Here is a 16510-nt window from a genome sequence, read left to right on the forward strand (position 1 = left end):
TCTGCTATTACATTAAGCTTAAGCAGAGCATTATACTAAGCAGATTAATTAATAAGTTTAGAATTATAATTTTAGAATTAATAGTGCTTAAACAACCCAACAAGGAATGAGCATGGAGCTAAAAGTCATCCCCATTGTGCAGGTGGCCATTGCCGCGATATTAATGACATTACTGCAATACTTTCTGCCCGCGTTAAGCTATAGCGGAGCCATTAGCCCATCAACCAACTCGATATTGGTAATGCTGCTACTCTTCATTGCCATATTAATCGGCTTTTTTGCCATTGATAGTTTTCGAAAACATCAAACAACCGTCAACCCGAGTAAACCAGAAACATCATCTAAAGTGGTTGATAACGGCATTTATCAATATTCTCGAAACCCAATGTATTTAGCGATGCTTTTGCTCTTAATTTCCTACGCTTGCTATCTTGAAAATCCTTTAACCTTAGCTATTGTCGGGCTTTTTGTTTGGTACATTGGTAAATATCAAATTACACCAGAAGAGCGTATATTAACGAGCCTATTTGGACAAGCCTATAGTGACTACAAAAACAGCGTACGTCGTTGGTTATAATGCCAATGCAACAATTAATAGTTCACCGAATGCAGATAAGAAAAAAGCACTAAGCAGAGATTAGGCTGTAGTGCTTTTTTTAGTTATTTATTGGCTTTGAAAATAGTAGCTTAGCCGTTTATAAAATTACGCTTTCTTTAAATAGGCGGCAACTAAAACAATACGAGTACCGTTAACTTTACCGTCAATATGTTCAGGATTATCCGTTAAGCTAATACCACGCACCATAGTGCCTTGCTTAGCCGTAAAGTTTGCGCCTTTAACTTTTAGATCTTTAATCAAGGTGACATTATCACCATCTTGCAATTCAGCACCATTGCTATCGCGTGTTGGTCCTTCGCGCTCTGCAGCAGCAATACCCTGCTCTGCCCATGTTTTTACCCCATCTTCTAGATAAATCATATCTAGCGCATCTTGCGCCCAGCTTTCAGCTGACAATTTATGTAACAGACGATAAGCCATGACTTGCACTGCGGGTTCTTGATTCCACATAGCGTCGGTTAAACAACGTAAATGGTTAATATCAAGTTCAGCATTGCCCTCTACTTGTGCTAAACAAACGCTACACAAATAAATACTTTGCTGAGCACTTAAATCACTGGTTGGCGGCACAGGAAATACCGTTAAGCTCTCAGTAGAAGTACAAAGTTCACAACTTGAGTTACTACGTTGCTTTAATGCCTGTTCTGTTACCATAATAATATATCCACAAAAATTTTGGCGTTATTATGCTCTTAATTAAGCGATTTAAAAAGTACTGATTATTAGCCTGAAAGAAATTAAGCCGCGCCATTTATTTAATAGCGGTATTTTATTCATATTTACATAAAGCAGTTTTAAAGCTTGATTACTTTTAGCGATAAAAATGCAATAAAGCCATCGCACCGAATGTATGTCAGGACGATGGCTTTATTCAGTTTATTCAGTTTATTCAGTATCACAATAAAAAAGCACACTAAAATTTAAGCTGAATGTATTATAAATTTTTAGTGATCTGGTGTGAAGCCGCGGCAGTAAAAACCACATCGGTAGAGCTATTCAGTGCTGTTTCTGCTGAGTCTTGAATAACACCAATAATAAAGCCTATCGCAACCACTTGCATAGCAATGTCATTATCAATACCAAATAAACCACAAGCCAGTGGAATAAGTAATAATGAACCGCCAGCAACCCCTGAAGCACCACAAGCAGATACTGCGGCAATAACACTCAATAAAATGGCGGTAGCAAAATCGACTTCAATATTTAAAGTATTCGCCGCTGCAAGGGTTAATACGGTAATAGTGATCGCAGCTCCAGCCATATTAATAGTGGCGCCTAAAGGGATAGAAACCGAATAAGTATCTTCATGTAAATCAAGTTTTTCACATAGCTCCATATTTACAGGGATATTAGCTGCCGAACTACGCGTAAAGAATGCCGTAATACCCGATTCTTTTAAACACCTTAGTACTAACGGATAAGGATTTTTACGCATAATAAAGTAAACAATTACCGGATTAACGATCAATGCCATAATCAGCATTGAGCCTAACAGCACTAGCACTAAGTGGCTAAATTCACCTAAGGTATCAAAGCCTGTTGTCGCTACTGTATTGGCAACTAAACCCATGATGCCTAATGGTGCGAAACGAATAACTAACTTAACAATACTTGAAATAGCTTCAGCAAAATCATGCACCATCACTTTGGTTGATGCACTGCCTTTTTTCAACGCGAAGCCTAAACCTAAGCCCCAAGCTAAAATACCAATAAAATTACCAGTAACAACTGCATTGAAAGGGTTATCTACAATTTTAAAGGCTAATGTTGATAATACTTCACCTAAACCCTGTGGAGGATTAGCACTAGCGCCAACTAAATCTAAGGTTAATTGCACAGGAAAAATAAAACTTAATACGACAGCCACTAATGCCGCACTGATGGTGCCAATTAAGTAAAGCCCAACAATAGGTTTTAAGTTGGCATCGCTATTAGGTTTTTGGTTGGCAATAGATGACGCGACTAAAGCTAAGACTAAAATAGGTGCAACCGCTTTCAATGCACTAACAAATAAGCTGCCCAGTATGGAGAATGATTGAGCAATATCAGGTGAAACAAGTGCTAAAGCAATGCCAAAAACAATCGCAATAATGATTTGGTTGACAATATTAATAGCTTTTAGTTTGCTAAAAAATGACTGATTTTCTAAAGAAGTATTTTCTGTTGTCATAGTTGCTCTTATTTAAGTTATTATTATTTGAGTTATTGTTATTTGAGTTATTGTTATTTAAGCTAAGATAACGTATTGATGAAAGATTTTTACCACTTATTCACCAACCCTGTCTAGTTTAATCGTTACACGGTGACTTTAGAAAGGCAGTTCACCATGCCATGAAATAGCAAACGCTGAACTTTCATTATCACCGACATAGGCCTGACAAACAAACTGCCCTGCTACTGCGACTAATTCATCGTCATAATATATAAAAGGTAATCTTTTTCTCTGCCAAGGTGGAATAGCAAGCTCTTGTAATACTTTTTTCAACGGGCGTGAATGCTGTCGGTATTGCGGTAAACAGCTTGGGTTTTCATGAGAAAAACGTATCGTAACTAATTGATTTTTTTGTGGTTTTTTGATCAAGGCTTGCCAATGATTTATATCTTGCTTTTGTACTAATAAACTCGAAAAGCTCAACACGCCTAACTCATCTGGAAGAAAAATATTTAAAGGTTTTTCATTGGCTAAAATCACTAAATCTAGACTCTGTTGCCACAGCGAAAGATCCTGATAAATAGGGGTTAAATACAACGCTGTTTTATAGCGCCTGATGCAACACGCGGCTAACTGAATCACCGGCGACTTATCAGCTTCAGCATTTAATTGTTGGCATATTTGCATCAATTGCTGACGACTTGGCATTAAAAAATGATGGCGAGATAAGAAATAGCGTAACAGGTTTTTAAGCCGTGGTTCACTCAGCACATTCAATTTAGCAACGGACAGCTGATAAGATGAATGTTGGCAATCGGCTAAATCTTGCTGCGCTAATTCATCTAGCAGTTGTTGCGCTTCCAAACAATGCTCAGCACTGCGCGCTATCGTTTTATTGATACTTGGCCAACGCTCATTCAATGTTGGCAAAATTTGATGACGTAAAAAATTTCGATCAAAGCGCTCATCGGTATTAGACTCATCCTCAATCCAACTGAGTTGCTGCTGGTTGGCATAGGCAACAATATCTGTACGAGATATTGATAACAGTGGCCGAGCGAGGGTATGCTGTGCAAACGGCAAGCTTGCCTGCATGGCCGACAAACCTTTTAATCCTGAACCGCGTTTTAATGCCAGTAAAAATGTTTCTGCCTGATCATTAAGGTGATGGCCAGTAACAATAATCGCAGGCTCAGTACTTGCTTGCACTAACACTTTATAGCGTGCATCACGCGCAATCGCCTCTAAACTTTGCTGTGCTTGCTTTTTTAAGTGTAATTTATCGCTGATGAAAGGTAGAGATAATCTCTTGCATTGTTGTTGTGCAAACATTTGCCATGCATCGGCATCAGGACTTAAACCGTGGTTAACATGACAAACAACAATAGCATTGGGCAGTTGCCGCTGTTGTTTTAATTTTGCCAAGGCAACAAGTAGCACTTGGGAGTCTACACCACCGCTATAGGCAATAATAATAGGGTTTTCTGGTATAGGTTTAAAAAAATTTACCAGTGCTAATTCAATTATATTCACAGTTCTAAAAAAACATCGCGTATAAAGTTTGTAGGGAGTGTACTAGGAAGATAAAAAGCGACCCTTTGTAGGTCGCTTTTTATGCTTTTAACAGTAGCCGAATGACATTAACTTATCATAGCGACTTTCAATGAGTTCATCGCTGGACATTTTATCAAGCTCAGCAAGATCAGATTTTAACGCTTGCTTAAGAAATGCCGCCATTTGATCCATATCACGATGAGCACCACCTAAGGGTTCTTCAACAATGCTATCGATAAGGCCTAACTCTTTAATACGTTTAGCCGTAATCCCCATAGCTTCTGCTGCTGTGGGTGCTTTATCAGCTGTTTTCCACAAAATAGACGCGCAGCCTTCTGGAGAGATAACTGAATAAGTAGAGTATTGCAACATATTCACTTTATCGCCCACGCCAATGGCGAGTGCGCCACCTGAGCCGCCCTCACCGATAACCGTACAGATAATCGGTACATTTAATCGTGACATCGCTTTTAAGTTTGTCGCAATAGCCTCACTTTGGCCACGTTCTTCAGCGCCAATACCCGGATATGCACCTGGAGTGTCAATGAAAGTAATGATTGGCATTTTAAAACGCTCGGCCATTTTCATTAAGCGCAAAGCTTTACGGTAACCTTCAGGGCGAGGCATACCGAAATTACGTTTAACTTTTTCATTAGTTGAACGGCCTTTTTGATGACCAATAATCATCACAGGCCTACCGTCTAAACGCGCAGTACCACCCACAATAGCTCTATCGTCAGCATAAGCTCTGTCGCCCGCCAATTCATCGAATTCAGTAAAGATACGCGGCAGATAATCTAAGGTATATGGGCGCTGAGGATGACGTGCAACTCGCGCTGTTTGCCAAGGGTCTAAGTTAGAGAAAATCTTTTTAGTGAGTTCATTATTCTTTTCTCGCAACTGAGAAATTTGATCTTCTAAATCAAGATCTAATCCTTGGCCGTTATTGACCAATCGTAATTCTTCAATTTTTGCTTCAAGTTCCGCAATGGGGAGCTCAAAATCTAAAAAATTTAGTGACATATGATTATTCTTACCTATGTTGTCTTTGAGTACCGTTATTAATGAACGCTACCTATTTAAATTTTAACTCGACTTGCTCTTCACCCAATAGGGTTTTCAAATCGTATAATAGCGTGTCGCTTGGCGATACGCGCCACTGTACACCCAACTCTAGCATACCTTGCGCTTCATCTCTTTGATAAAAAACGCGAACGGGGCAAATACCATCTTTATAAGGCGTTAGCACCTCCGTAAATTGATCGATAAATCGTCCTGACAGCTGATTTTTATCGACTTGCAAATCCAAAGACGTGACATAATTTTCACGTGCATCTGCAATGGTCATAATATCTCGAGCGGTCATTGTAATCCCCCCAGAGTAATCATCAAAGCTGACCTGTCCGCTACAGACCAAAATAGCATCAGATATCAGCAATTCTGCGAACCTATCGTAGTCATCTGGAAATAATCGGATGTCCATACGCGCACTTTTATCGTCTAGTGTCACCAAGGCCCAGCGCCGACCGCGTTTATTAACTAATACTCGCACCGCTAAAACCAGTCCTACGGCGATACTAGTTTTATCTTTATTTGTTGGCTGTAAGCTGACTAAACGCCCAGTTGCATAACGTTTAATCTCATTTAAATAACGGTTTATTGGGTGACCCGTTAAATATAAACCTAATGTTTCTTTTTCGCCATCTAACCAGCGTTGTTCTGGCCACTTAGCCACTTCTTTAAATGCTTGTCGATTGTCTTCTGGCTCTTCATTAATCAAGCCAAATAAATCATTTTGCCCAATAGCTTGTGCTTTAGCATGTTGTTCAGCCGCTTTTAACGCTTCGGGTAAAGACTCAAATAATGCCGCTCGATGTGGTCCGTCTTTGGCATTAGGCCCAAGCGCATCCATAGCGCCAGACTTAATTAATTTTTCTAATATGCGTTTATTAATTTTTTTCAAATCAACTCGAGCACAAAAATCAAATAAATCAATAAATTCACCGTCACTTTCACGCGCGGCAATAATGGCGGCTATCGGGCCCTCACCAACACCTTTGATCGCGCCAATACCATAAATAATTTGGTCGGCGTCGTTGACGGTAAATTTATAATGGCCACGATTAACATCTGGCGGTAATAAATCAAGCCCCATGTTGCCGCACTCATCAACTAGAGTAACAATTTTGTCGGTGTTATCCATGTCGGCTGACATGACTGCCGCCATAAAAGGTGCTGGGAAATGGGTTTTCATCCACAGCGTTTGATAAGACACTAAAGCATAAGCGGCAGAGTGTGATTTGTTAAAACCATAACCAGCAAATTTTTCAACTAAATCAAAAATCTTTATCGCCAGCTCACCATCAACGCCGCGGCCAATAGCACCGGCTTCAAAGCCCTCACGCTGCTTGGCCATTTCTTCAGGCTTTTTTTTACCCATGGCACGACGTAACATATCTGCGCCACCAAGCGAGTAACCCGCTAGCACCTGCGCAATTTGCATAACCTGTTCTTGATAAAGAATAATACCGTAAGTGGGATCAAGGATAGGTTTTAAATCAAGATGTTGCCAAGTGGCATCAGGATAACTTATCGCTTCACGGCCGTGTTTACGTTCAATAAAGTTATCAACCATGCCTGATTGCAAAGGTCCAGGTCTAAACAGCGCCACCAAAGCAATTATATCTTCAAAGCAATCCGGTTTAAGTTTTGCAATTAGTGACTTCATGCCGCTGGATTCAAGTTGGAAAACAGCGGTTGTTTCCGACCTTAATAACACTTTAAAGCTGGCTTTATCTTCGAGATTAATCGTCGCTAAATTAATCCGCTCTTTGCCCTGTTTTAACAGTTTTGCGTCTGCCATTTCAATGGCCCACTGCAAAATCGTTAAGGTACGTAAACCAAGAAAATCAAACTTAACTAAACCGGCATCTTCGACATCATTTTTGTCGAATTGGGTGACCGGATTCTTCCCGTCTTCATCACAATAAAGTGGTGCAAAATCAGTAATGGTAGTGGGCGAAATAACCACGCCACCAGCATGTTTACCGGCATTTCGTGTAGTGCCTTCAAGAATACGGCACATATCAATAAGGTCTTTTACATCACTATCTTGAGCATACATCTCCGGCAGTTTTGGCTCTTCTTCAAACGCTTTTGCTAAGGTCATGCCCGGTGTCGGCGGGATCAACTTTGAAATACGGTCAACAAAACCATAAGGATGACCCAGCACTCGGCCAACATCACGAATAACCGCTTTTGCTGCCATGGTACCAAAAGTAATAATTTGCGATACCGCATCACGGCCATATAATTCAGCAACGTGGTCAATAACCTCGTCGCGTCTGTCCATACAAAAATCAATATCAAAATCTGGCATCGAGACACGTTCAGGGTTTAGAAAACGCTCAAAAAGTAAATCGTATTCAAGCGGGTCGAGATCGGTGATCTTTTGTGCGTAAGCCACCAGTGAGCCTGCCCCAGAGCCACGCCCAGGACCAACAGGAATATTATTGTCTTTACTCCATTGGATAAATTCCATCACAATTAAGAAATAACCCGGGAAACCCATGTTATTGACAACCTTTAGCTCAATAGCTAAACGCTCATCGTAGGGTTTACGCTTTTCGGCATAATCAGGCGCGTCTTTATCAAATAAAAACTCTAACCTTTCTTCTAAACCCTCTTCTGATACTTTAACTAAAAAGTCTTCAATCGATAAGCCTTCAGTAGGAAAATCAGGTAAGAAATATTCCCCTAAGCGCACCGTAACATTACAGCGTTTTGCTATTTCAACTGAGTTGGCCAGAGCTTCGGGAATGTCAGCAAAAAGCGCTAGCATCTCCTCTTCGCTGCGAAGATACTGCTCTTTAGAATACTTTCTTGGCCGACGTTTATCGTCTAAGGTGTAACCGTCATGTATGGCGACACGAATTTCATGGGCATCAAAGTTATCAGGACTTAAAAACATCACTTCATTGGTGGCAACAACAGGGAGCGCATAACGAGATGCAAGCTCTACAGCGAGATGGAGGTAATTCTCTTCATCGTTACGACCGGTTCTAATCAGCTCAATATAATAACAATTAGGAAAATATTGCTGATAAAAACCAAGCATTTCATCGACAAGTTCGTTATTACCTTTTAGTAATGCTTTACCTACGTCACCTTCTCGGCCACCCGAAAGTAAAATCAAGCCTTCTGCACGCTCAATTAGCCAATCTCGGTCTAATACCGCCTTACCTTGAATATGACCACGTAAATAAGCCTGAGAGATTAATTCGGTTAAATTCTTATAACCTACATTGTTACTTGCTAAGATCACTATCCGTGATAATTCATCTTCGAGCGCGACGCTTTTAACCCAAAAATCACAACCTATAATAGGTTTCATGCCGGCATTATGGGCGGCATGGTAGTACTTAACTAAACCACATAAGTTAGTTTGGTCGGTTAATGCCATGGCTGGCATATTTAACTCAGCCGCTCTGGCAATAATAGGCTTAACTTTTTTCAAACCATCAGACAGAGAATAATCACTATGCACTCTTAGATGAATAAACTTGGGATCATTAGCGGCGACTAATTGGCCAGATTGCGCGGCGGGTATTGGAAACTCAGATTCAGACATCTAATGCTCTAATTATTTTTAATATGTGTTGCTGCAGTAGCAAGTACATTGGCGACAGGCTTAAAGCTTCTGCGATAACAATCTAGTACCCCATGCTCAATAATGCTCTCTAAATGAGCTTTTGTTGGGTAACCCTTGTGTTGTGCAAAACCATAATATGGATAGAGCTTGTCTAATGCGACCATCTCGCCATCTCTGGCTACTTTAGCTAAAATAGACGCGGCACTAATTTCTGCTACACGCGCATCACCTTTAACCACACTTTGACCCACAATATTACCACTTTCATGAGCAAACGTTGGACAACGGTTACCATCGACTAATACGTAATCGGGTGTTACGTTTAATCCTTGTACAGCGCGTTGCATCGCCAACATGGTGGCATGGAGAATATTAAGGCTGTCAATTTCTTCTGGTGACGCACGAGCGATTGACCAAGCGATAGCACGTTGCTTAATTTCAACTGACAAATGCTCTCTTTTTTTTTCTGAAAGCTTTTTTGAGTCCATTAATCCTTCAATAGGATTATCGGGATCTAATATCACCGCGGCGGTCACGACATCACCAACCAAAGGTCCGCGCCCGACTTCATCAACACCGGCAATACAGTAGGCTAGGGGATATTCAAAAGGTGGAAAAGTTTTTTTAACTGCAGGCATAATTACTCTGATTCACTATTATAATAAGTCGATAACCGCTTTGGCCGCTTGCTTACTAGCATTTTGCTTAAGCGTTAAGTGGATATCAGTATAAGCTTGATTCAACGCTGACTGATCTTCAAACAAGCGCTCTATAACTAAAGGCAGAATATTTTCTACGCTAACCTCTGCTTGCAAAAGTTCAGGTACTAAGCTTTTGTTGGCGAGTAAATTGGGCAATGAAAACCATTTCAATTTTACAAAACCTTTAAACATATGATAAGTCAATGGATTAAACTTATAACAAATCACCATTGGCCGTTTTACTAAAGCTGCCTCTAGCGTTACCGTGCCCGATGCAGTTAATAGGCAGTCACTGGCAGCCATCACTTGTTGAGTTTTTCCAACAATAACGCTAACGGGCAGCTCCGGTGCTATTTTTTGATGCAGTTGATTAAATTGCTGCGCCCTGTGCTCACTGATCATAGGCACAATAAAAATAACTTCAGCGCTATTTGCCTGCTCAGCACTTAACAGTTTTTTTGCTGTCAATAAGAATGGCTCAACCAGTCGTGCAAGTTCTCCTCCACGACTACCTGGCATCAGTGCCAATATTTTTGCTGACTGAGATAAACCGAGCGCTTGTCGCGCCATACGTTTATCACTCACTAGCGGAATATCATCAGCAAGCGAGTGACCAACAAAAGTACAAGGTATTTGATGCTTATCATAAAAAGCTTTTTCAAAAGGCAATAAAGACAAGACCATATTGGTCGCTTTGGCAATTTTGAAAACGCGTTTTTCACGCCAAGCCCAAACCGAAGGGCTAACATAATGCACGGTTTTTATCGCTTGTGCTTTTAATCGCGCTTCCAAGGCAATATTAAAGTCTGGCGCATCAATACCAATAAATACATTCGGCTTATTCGCAATAAAATAATCACTTAAGGTTTTTCGAATATGTAGTAACCGTCGCAAGCGTCCGAGCACTTCAAAAACGCCCATTACCGACAACTCTTCCATCTCAAATAGGCTTTCAAAGCCTAACGCCAACATCTTAGGGCCGCCAATACCAATAAACTTAGCCTTTGGGTGACTCAGTTGCAGCTGTTGCATTAAGCCAGCACCTAGGGTGTCGCCAGAATGCTCGCCGACAACTATGGCGAAGGTAACTGCAGAATAATTCATCGCTTCACGACTAGATAGAGCGTTGTGCGATAACGGCTTTGAATTCGCTTTCATCACAAGAAAATCAACGGATAATGCCACGACTAGAGTTTTTAATAAAATCAGTAAAGAAGGTTAGCTCTGCCATGGCTTCGTCCCCTTCTACAATTTTTTTCATTGCTTCATCAATCGTTAAACCTTGGCGATAAACCGCTTTGTAAGCACGTTTAATATGCAAAATAACATCTTTATCAAAACCACGACGTTTTAAGCCTTCACTATTTAAGCCAAAAGGTTTTGCCGGTTGGCCAGAGGCCATGACATAGGGAGGAATATCTTTAAGTATTAAAGAATTAGCGCCAACAAAACAATGCGCGCCAATATGACAAAACTGATGTACACCGGTCATACCACCAATAATGGCATGGTCACCAACATGAACATGACCTGCAATTGACGCACCATTTGCCAAAATACAATGGCTGCCAACCATGCAGTCATGAGCCACATGGGTATAGGCCATAAATAAATTATTGCTACCAATTTGCGTTAAGCTGTTGTCTTGAATAGTGCCGCGATGCACAGTGCAATACTCACGAAAAATGTTATTATCCCCAATCACCAACTCTGTTGGCTCACCGGCATATTTCAAATCTTGACAGTCTTCACCAATCGAGGCGAATTGAAAAATGCGATTACCATTACCCAGTGTTGTTGGACCATTAATAACAACGTGAGAACTTATCTGGCAGTTATCACCAATAACAACATTGGCGGCGATATGTGTCCATGGCCCAATTTTAACATTTTTACCAATAACGGCGCCAGTTTCAATAATAGCTTGCGGATGAATCAATGACGTTAAATTTACCATATTATAATGCTCTTCTTGCGCACATTAAATCAGCAGAGCATACCACTTTGCCATCAACTTTAGCCTCGCCATAAAACTTCCACATGCCACGGCGCTCTTTAATAAGTTCTAAATGTAAATGCATGGTATCTCCAGGATGAACAGGCTTTTTAAATTTTGCTTTATCAATTGAGGCAAATAAAAACAATTCACCATCGACTTTATCTGCAACTGATTTAAAGCCTAGAATACCGCTAGCCTGTGCCAGCGCTTCAAGAATAAGTACGCCAGGGAAAATAGAATAGCTTGGAAAATGCCCCATAAATGCAGGCTCATTAACGGTGACGTTTTTTATCGCATGGATTGACTTTCCTGGCGTATAATCAAGTACACGGTCAACTAATAAAAACGGGTAACGATGCGGAATAATTTGTTTAATTCCTTCAACATCGATAATATTATTTTGCGATTCCAAAATTTATTCCTTTATATATTTAATTATGGCGCCTAAGTGCTAACTTTTACTCATACCCGCTAAAGTGATCAATTGATCACTTAGCGAGCATCATTTCAATTGAGATAGTTCTTTTTCTACCGTACTTAAGCGTTTAGTTAACGATTCAAGTCTTTTAATTCTAGCATTATTCTTATGCCATTCTTTATTGGGTTGACATGGCATACCTGATGAATAAACCCCTGGCTCAGCTATTGCTTTTGTCACCATAGTCATACCAGTAAATACACAGCCGTCAGCGATGTTAATATGACCGTTTATACCAACAAGACCCGCAATAACACAATTTTTACCAATCTCAGTGCTGCCGGCAATAACACTACAAGCGGCCATAGCGGTATTCTCACCGATGATAACATTATGAGCGATCTGTATTTGATTATCTAAAATAACACCGTTCTTAATAATAGTGTCACTTAAAGCGCCACGATCTATTGTCGTACTCGCCCCTATTTCGACATTATCGCCAATAATAACAGTGCCTAATTGCGGTATCTTAACCCAACTACCTTTATTATTTGCATAACCAAAACCATCAGAGCCGATAACGGTGTTAGCATGCACTGAGCAATTTTTGCCAATAATCACGCCATGATAAATACTAACGTTAGACCAAATGCTAGAGTTAGCACCTATTTGAGCGCCAATACCAATAAAGCTCCCTGCACCTATACTAACGCCATCAGCAATATTAACACCGGTTTCAATCACTGCATTAGCGCCAATAGTTACACCTTCACCAATAATAGCGCCATCATCGATGGCAGCGCTAACATGAATACTGTGAGCAGGTTTTGGCGTAGTATCAAGTAACTGTGCAACTAAAGCATAGCCCATGTAAGGGTTGCCCATAACCAAAGCATTGGTTTGACATTTTTTTGCTTCAGCTTCGGTTACAATAACTGCACTGGCATTAGTTGTTGCTAATTGATCACTGTATTTACTATTCGCTAAAAAAGCGATTTGCCCGGCTGATGCCCCAGCTAAAGTGGCAATACTTAATATTTCACATTGCCCATCGCCCTGAACAACGGCCCCTATTTTTTCTGCAATGTCTGCAAGAATGTAACTCATAAGTATTAACTTCTTTTAAATGTTGTCTAAAGTAAGGACTTAAAGAAAAGTGCTAGCCATCTTAGGGCTAAACGCAATATTCCGAATCAACTTGATTCGGAATATTAAATAGGCGAGAAAGCAAAGAATAAAAGCTGGTTTAGCTTTTATTCAAACTACCTGACAATAAATTATTATTTCAGTACACTAACTTGCTTAACCACTTCTGCTGTAATAGCAGAGTCTGGTTTTGAGTAAACTACAGCACTTTGTTCCAACACTAAATCATAATCACCTTTAGCAGCGATATTGTCGATTGCTTGACGTACCAATGCAATAATTTTATTAGTTTCTTCGTTTTTACGCTCACCAGTTTTTTGTTGAAACGCTTTGCCTTTCGCTTGGTAATCTTGATAAAGCACACTAATTTCAGCTTCTAAATCGGCAATGTCTTTAGCACTCATTAAAGAACCATCGCGTTTGCGCTTTTCTTGAAGGTACTTAATATCTGTCTCAAGTTGTGATAATGCAGCTTTTTCGTCTTTAAATTCGGCTTCTAAGCTTTGCATTACTGCGGCAGTTTGCGGAATTTTGCCCATGACTTCTTGAAAGTTAACCACACCAATTTTTTGGTCTGCTGCCATAGCTGAACTTGCTAATAAAAACCCTGATGCTGCAGTAACCATTACAATAGATTTAATCAATTTTTTCAATTTTTACTCCTGGAATATTTTCCAATATTTTTATTTAATTTTATTACGCGGTAGTTATACCGCCTCAGTTAATTTGGTTCAAGCCTATTTATTTAAAGCCAGGTCAATTTTAGCAATTAACCACTTTTATTTCAGTAGCGCTTAAAAGGTTTGGCCAATATTAAAGCTAAAGAATTCGGTATCATCGCCTTTAACTTCTTTCAATGTTTTAGCAAAACTAAAAATCATCGGCCCCATAGGTGATAACCATTGTACAGATAATCCTGCTGACGCGCGATAACGACCGACGTCAGAATAGTCTGCAATCTTTTCACGCTCAACGCTATTCAAATCCTTATAACTATTTAAATCAAATTCCGTATCCCAAACATTACCCGCATCAATAAATATACTTGAACGAACACTATTACTAAAACCTTCATCTAAAAATGGCGTCGGTACAATAAGTTCAAGACCCGCAATAGCAATGGCATTACCACCAACAGAACGCCTAGACGTTTGGATGAAATCATGATCAGGACCTAAACAACAGCCGCCATCAGAGCCAACTGAATCAGGTGTACCTGGAATTGAGGTTGGTCTGCGGTATATGGCACGTGGTCCAACGATATTAGATTCAAAGCCTCTTAAAGTGCCAGAGCCACCCGCTCTAAAGTTTTCCCAAAAAGGTAAAACTTGATCGTTACCCTCAATTGAGCCATAACCATTACCATAACCTAGCTGAAACTTAGCTAAAACAGTCCAACGTTGGTCCTGCGTTAACGGGAAATACCATTTAGTATCTAAGTTAATTTTAAAATAATTCACGTCTGAATTAGGCGTGGTCATCTTATAAGACAGGCTTTGTTGCGAGCCGGCTGTAGGAAATGTTCCTCGGTTCAGTGTCGAGCGTGATATAGCGGCATTAATATCAAAGTTTTCAAAATTTAAACCACCATCCGGATCATCAGGATCTGAATATAGTTCGTAAAACTTCTGAATTTGTTCGTAAGATTCTAAACGAGTAATACCATTGTTTTTATAACCTGCTCCAAAACTTAAGCGCACATACTCATTAATAGGAAAACCTAAGGTCATACCTGCACCGTAAGTTTTGTTATTATACTCAACTAGGTTAGCATTACCGGCATCAAATTCTTGATAAAAAAGATTACCACCTAACGAAACGCCATCAACGGTAAAATAGGGGTCAGTGTAAGAAACATTGGCACTTTTTGAGTAACTTGAGGTATTAATACTAAAACCTAAGCGGTTACCGGTACCCAGAAAGTTATTTTGCTGTATGCCAGCGTTTAAACTTAGTTGTGTGGTTGAGCCATAGCCAATACCTGCAGTAAATGAACCCGACGGCTGTTCTTTGACTTTAAAGTCAATATCAACGAGATCGTCTTCACCAGGTAATTGATTAGTTTCAAATTCAACCGTTTCCATGTATGGCAGACGTTGTAACCAAGCTTTTGAGCCTTCAACGAGGTTATTAGATAACCAAGCACCTTCCATTTGACGCATTTCACGGCGTAAAACGGTCTCAGAGGTCACATTATTACCTGTAAAGTTAATGCGATTAACATAAACCCGTTTACCTGGATCGATGGACAACACCAATTTAACAGTTTTGTTTTCTTCGTCAATCTCTGGAATAGTCACTACTTTTGGATAGGCATAGCCATAGCGGCCTAGGAACTTGCTAACTAACTCTTCTGAGTAAGTCACTAGGGCACCATTATAAAGCTCTTCGGTTTTAATCGGGGTAATGGCACGAATCGTTTTTTCAAAGCCAGCCATATCACCCATAAAGTCAACTTCACTCACGGTGTAAATCTCACCTTCAGTGACATTAAGTGTGATGTATACCGCTTCTTTATTCGGTGTCATTGATACTTGCGTTGAATCAACTTTATATTGCAAATAACCTCGGTCGAGGTAATAGCTTTTAATGGTTTCCATATCACCTTGCAAGGTTTGCTTTTGATAGCGATCTTGCGCCATAAAATCCCACCAAGGTGAATCATAGGTTAATTCAATCCGCTCTAGCAATTCAGTATCTGAAAACTTTTCATTACCAACAATATTAATTTGCTCTATCGCTGCCGCATCACCCTCTTTAAAAACAAAGTCGATATTAACGCGGTTACGTGGCAAGTGAGTGACATTGGCTTTAACATCGGCGTTGTATTTCCCCACACTGTGATAAAAATCTTCTAACCCGACTTCAAGACCTGAAATAACCGTCATATCTAGCGTTTCACCAACGCGAATATCACTGCCATCAAGGCTTTCGGTTAATTGCTCTTCTTTTAGATCTTTATTACCATCAAAAGTAATAGCACTTATCGTTGCTCTTTCTCGAACCCGATAAATAACAGCATTAGCATCTCTTGACACCACAACATCACTGAAGTGGCCAGACTTATAAAGTGCCTTAATTGATTGTGATACCCGAAACTCGTTTAAGTTATCACCGACATTGAATGGGATATGAGTTAAGGCTGCTCCTAGCGCAACACGCTGCAGGCCTTTAACTTGAATATCTTCTACTTGAAAATCATCAGCCGCTTGCACTGAAGTTCCCAAACTACCTAATAATACCGCCAGGGCAAGTTTTTTAATAATCATA

13 protein-coding genes are annotated in these 16510 nt (G+C 40.1%); 1 reads left to right on the plus strand and 12 read right to left on the minus strand.

Annotation, left to right across the window (positions count from 1 at the left end):
• Positions 1–112: 112 nt before the first annotated feature.
• Positions 113–577 (plus strand): methyltransferase family protein, encoded by a 465-nt coding sequence (locus tag ESZ39_RS01710; protein ID WP_191321683.1) that lies wholly within the window; start codon positions 113–115, stop codon positions 575–577.
• A 126-nt stretch (positions 578–703) separates the two neighbouring features.
• Here ESZ39_RS01710 and ESZ39_RS01715 read toward each other — a convergent pair whose 3' ends face one another.
• The 12 genes from ESZ39_RS01715 to bamA all read right to left on the minus strand — a co-directional run bounded on the left by ESZ39_RS01715 (position 704) and on the right by bamA (position 16509).
• Positions 704–1273, minus strand: a complete 570-nt coding sequence (locus ESZ39_RS01715; RefSeq protein WP_146878069.1) for a PhnA domain-containing protein — start codon at positions 1271–1273, stop codon at positions 704–706.
• A 280-nt stretch (positions 1274–1553) separates the two neighbouring features.
• Positions 1554–2789: a serine/threonine transporter SstT gene (gene sstT / locus ESZ39_RS01720; RefSeq protein ID WP_146878070.1), complete on the minus strand. Its 1236-nt coding sequence runs from the start codon at positions 2787–2789 to the stop codon at positions 1554–1556.
• 138 nt (positions 2790–2927) lie between these two features.
• The gene (tilS, locus tag ESZ39_RS01725) at positions 2928–4304 is read right to left on the minus strand and encodes a tRNA lysidine(34) synthetase TilS (RefSeq protein WP_146878071.1); all 1377 of its coding nucleotides are present in this window, start codon (positions 4302–4304) and stop codon (positions 2928–2930) included.
• 87 nt (positions 4305–4391) lie between these two features.
• On the minus strand, positions 4392–5348 hold the full coding sequence (gene accA, locus ESZ39_RS01730; RefSeq protein WP_146878072.1) for an acetyl-CoA carboxylase carboxyl transferase subunit alpha: 957 nt from the start codon (positions 5346–5348) through the stop codon (positions 4392–4394).
• 52 nt (positions 5349–5400) lie between these two features.
• Positions 5401–8955 carry a DNA polymerase III subunit alpha gene (gene dnaE / locus ESZ39_RS01735; RefSeq protein ID WP_146878073.1) on the minus strand — a complete coding sequence of 1185 codons (3555 nt, stop codon included), beginning with the start codon at positions 8953–8955 and terminating at the stop codon, positions 5401–5403.
• Between the two features lie 8 nt (positions 8956–8963).
• A complete protein-coding gene (rnhB, locus tag ESZ39_RS01740) occupies positions 8964–9614 on the minus strand; it encodes a ribonuclease HII (RefSeq protein WP_146878074.1) in 651 nt (216 codons plus the stop codon).
• Positions 9615–9632: 18 nt separating this feature from the next.
• Positions 9633–10781 (minus strand): lipid-A-disaccharide synthase, encoded by a 1149-nt coding sequence (gene lpxB / locus ESZ39_RS01745; RefSeq protein ID WP_146878124.1) that lies wholly within the window; start codon positions 10779–10781, stop codon positions 9633–9635.
• A 64-nt stretch (positions 10782–10845) separates the two neighbouring features.
• Entirely contained in the window at positions 10846–11616 is a 771-nt protein-coding gene (lpxA, locus tag ESZ39_RS01750; RefSeq protein ID WP_146878125.1) for an acyl-ACP--UDP-N-acetylglucosamine O-acyltransferase, read from the minus strand.
• A 19-nt stretch (positions 11617–11635) separates the two neighbouring features.
• On the minus strand, positions 11636–12088 hold the full coding sequence (gene fabZ, locus ESZ39_RS01755) for a 3-hydroxyacyl-ACP dehydratase FabZ (RefSeq protein WP_146878075.1): 453 nt from the start codon (positions 12086–12088) through the stop codon (positions 11636–11638).
• A gap of 90 nt (positions 12089–12178) precedes the next feature.
• Positions 12179–13201: a UDP-3-O-(3-hydroxymyristoyl)glucosamine N-acyltransferase gene (gene lpxD / locus ESZ39_RS01760; protein ID WP_146878076.1), complete on the minus strand. Its 1023-nt coding sequence runs from the start codon at positions 13199–13201 to the stop codon at positions 12179–12181.
• A gap of 173 nt (positions 13202–13374) precedes the next feature.
• Positions 13375–13893, minus strand: coding sequence for an OmpH family outer membrane protein (locus ESZ39_RS01765; protein WP_146878077.1), 519 nt, complete (start codon positions 13891–13893; stop codon positions 13375–13377).
• Positions 13894–14034: 141 nt separating this feature from the next.
• Positions 14035–16509: an outer membrane protein assembly factor BamA gene (gene bamA / locus ESZ39_RS01770; RefSeq protein ID WP_146878078.1), complete on the minus strand. Its 2475-nt coding sequence runs from the start codon at positions 16507–16509 to the stop codon at positions 14035–14037.
• Position 16510: the final 1 nt, after the last annotated feature.

The sequence above is a fragment of the Colwellia sp. C1TZA3 genome, assembly GCF_007954265.1.
Lineage (GTDB): Bacteria > Pseudomonadota > Gammaproteobacteria > Enterobacterales > Alteromonadaceae > Cognaticolwellia.

What these genes read in the sequence shown, in the direction of transcription:
- sstT (WP_146878070.1), bottom strand. Translation starts at nt 2,789, where the DNA reads ATGACAACAGAAAATACTTCTTTAGAAAATCAGTCATTTTTTAGCAAA.
- ESZ39_RS01710 (WP_191321683.1), top strand. Translation starts at nt 113, where the DNA reads ATGGAGCTAAAAGTCATCCCCATTGTGCAGGTGGCCATTGCCGCGATA.
- ESZ39_RS01715 (WP_146878069.1), bottom strand. Translation starts at nt 1,273, where the DNA reads ATGGTAACAGAACAGGCATTAAAGCAACGTAGTAACTCAAGTTGTGAA.
- rnhB (WP_146878074.1), bottom strand. Translation starts at nt 9,614, where the DNA reads ATGCCTGCAGTTAAAAAAACTTTTCCACCTTTTGAATATCCCCTAGCC.
- bamA (WP_146878078.1), bottom strand. Translation starts at nt 16,509, where the DNA reads ATGATTATTAAAAAACTTGCCCTGGCGGTATTATTAGGTAGTTTGGGA.
- lpxD (WP_146878076.1), bottom strand. Translation starts at nt 13,201, where the DNA reads ATGAGTTACATTCTTGCAGACATTGCAGAAAAAATAGGGGCCGTTGTT.
- dnaE (WP_146878073.1), bottom strand. Translation starts at nt 8,955, where the DNA reads ATGTCTGAATCTGAGTTTCCAATACCCGCCGCGCAATCTGGCCAATTA.
- lpxB (WP_146878124.1), bottom strand. Translation starts at nt 10,781, where the DNA reads ATGAATTATTCTGCAGTTACCTTCGCCATAGTTGTCGGCGAGCATTCT.
- accA (WP_146878072.1), bottom strand. Translation starts at nt 5,348, where the DNA reads ATGTCACTAAATTTTTTAGATTTTGAGCTCCCCATTGCGGAACTTGAA.